This window comes from Nostoc sp. CALU 546 (assembly GCF_048836525.1).
In genome coordinates this window covers 1-2,294 of record NZ_JAWJTF010000317.1, presented here as the reverse complement: position 1 = coordinate 2,294, position 2,294 = coordinate 1, and the positions used below count along the sequence as shown (strand labels likewise).

Below are 2,294 nucleotides of genomic sequence, written 5' to 3'. Positions count from 1 at the left end.
CTCTTCTCTGAAGTATGTTTTCTTAAGAATTTGACCACGTTCACCTAACTCATTGAGGAGGCTACTAATTCGCGGTATTTCTAAAGGAGAAGGTGTTACATGTCCATTTTCCCAACGGTTAATTGTTGGGAAAGTCACACCAAACTCGGCAGCAAATTTTTCTTGAGACAGATTGAACTCTTGTCGCAGGGCACGAACTAGTTTGCCAATATTAGGTTGCTTCGCTGCAAGTAGGCTTCTACTTTGAGACATATAGATCAAAATTTATAAAGCACTATACATTTTCAATTTCTACGACAGAGTGTTCTTTTACGTCTATTGCTCCTGAGATAGAAATTTCCATCTCAAGTCAGAGCATCATAATAATCATAAATTTAATTTATCATTTTGAGAAAAAAGACTATTTGATTTTATTTTCAAAGTCGTCTTATCCTGAAATCAGTAAAGGTTTGAACTTTGAGCAAATACAAACTTGGCTGGCGATTAATACAACTAAAGGCTAAGTAATTGACTCCCCAAATCTCTAGTACGATCAAACTTAGGTAAAAAAGAGGTGCAACATGAATTCTGCCAAATTTCCCAAAGAAGTTTTAGTGTATCTACCTTTCAACTTAAAAAAAACAAAGGAGGACAATAGTTAAATGTTAGAGCAGCAGATTGATTGCCCTACCAGACCAAAGACAAGTGCAATGATCATGAAAATTTTCCAAATCACTCTAGTGGTCTTAGTACTTTTAATCAACTTAGCAATTGCTTTCCCCTCTTGGGCAGAAAGTACGTCTTTTTTAACTAGCAATCCTAACTCCTTTGAAGTTGGGCAAAAAGTCATTTGGCTTTATAAACCTCGCACGGATTCTAGCGATGTCCAAAGAATTCCTGCCGAAGTAGTTAAGTTAAGTTCCAAGCAAGTGCAAATTAAGGTGTACAAACACAACAACGAATTTGTCAATCGTTGGGTGAATCCAAACAAACTTGAGAATTCGCAAAAAGTTAAAGAATCTGTACTCTAAAACTTCACCAGATGAAAGTAAATTTACTGCTAGTCATTTTATTTTTTGTAAATCAAAAAAACTGAACCTATCGGCCCAAAGTTTTCTACATAAGTTTTCTGGTTATAATATAATCCTGGAGACATACCCCCATCAAATAAAATCCCTTCTTGAATCTTACCTAAACAGTTATTGCTAGCAATACCTTCTAGAACATTATCAAACATATCTGGGAATAACTCTTGATTAACTTGAGATAATTCAATCTCTGAATTACCTTTCAAGTCATTAACTAATAAGATTACATAGCCTTGATTTGTAATAGCTGCCAAAGAGCGATTAGTTGCATTTTTACAGGCAAATTCTCCCAAGTCTTGACAAATATCTTTAAATTTACCCTGACGATAGAATCTACCATTTCCACCCACTAAATTGTAATTGAGAATATCGCTTTTTCTTCTGCCAGCTTGGATAGTAGCCTGTCGCTGCTGAGGTCTACCTCCTGATATCCCAAAGGAAGAACGTTTATTTTTAAATGCTCCTGAATACTCTACGCCACGAGAAACGTTTAAGCCTTGTGGTTTATTCTCAGTATCTATATAGTCGGCATTAATTGCGGCAATGGGTAGTTGTCCGTTCAATTTGGCATTTTCATCGCCAATGAGTTCACGAAACTGTTTTGGCACATATTCTTTACGCAGTTTTCCCTTCGCATCTTTGGCGTAGAGTTTATGAGATAGACCAACATTAACTTTGAAATCTAATTCTGCTGATTTGGGATTAAAAATAATTACATTGTTAATACCTTTAGGATTTTTTTTACCTTGATTATTGGTTTTAAAAAAATCAATACTGAACTTAGCATCTTTGCCAGGGCAAGTTTTAGATACTTTTGGGGCTGAATTTGCTTCAAGCTCTTGACAACCTGATAATAAACTCGCTGCAATGATCAAGCTAAATACCAAAAATAATTTTTTTGTATACATAATAATGCAAAAAACCGCTACAGAATTACTATAGCGGGGAATAATTTAAAATGTAAGGATTCAGAAGTCAGGAGTCAGAATCCAGAATGATTAGAAAATCAAGGGTGCTATAGCTTCTTAATTTTATTCAAATTATTAAGCTTGAGTCTCAAAGTCTTCTTCATTCTGATTTCCGTGATTCTGGAGATTTTGAATTCTTGCTTTACAATTTCAGTCTGGAGTTAATCTAACAACCAAAACTTAAGTGAAACATTATAAAACAGCTTTTTCTTTGGTGTTAATATTCCGAGATGGTGTCTCACGATTCTGTTACAATTGT

At 34.8% G+C, this 2,294-nt stretch carries 3 protein-coding genes; 1 reads left to right on the top strand and 2 read right to left on the bottom strand.

The features are described 5' to 3' along the window. On the bottom strand, nt 1-252 hold a 252-nt coding region (locus tag RRG12_RS43215; protein WP_420763290.1), incomplete at its 3' end, for a helix-turn-helix domain-containing protein. 389 nt (nt 253-641) lie between these two features. On the opposite strand from RRG12_RS43215, the gene RRG12_RS43210 reads away from it, so the two are divergent. Further along, complete coding sequence (locus RRG12_RS43210) at nt 642-1,010, top strand: hypothetical protein (protein WP_420761338.1); 369 nt, start codon at nt 642-644, stop codon at nt 1,008-1,010. 38 nt (nt 1,011-1,048) lie between these two features. On the opposite strand, the gene RRG12_RS43205 is transcribed toward RRG12_RS43210, so the two are convergent. Beyond that, a complete protein-coding gene (locus RRG12_RS43205) occupies nt 1,049-1,975 on the bottom strand; it encodes a phosphodiester glycosidase family protein (protein ID WP_420761337.1) in 927 nt (308 codons plus the stop codon). Between the last annotated feature and the right edge of the window lie 319 nt (nt 1,976-2,294).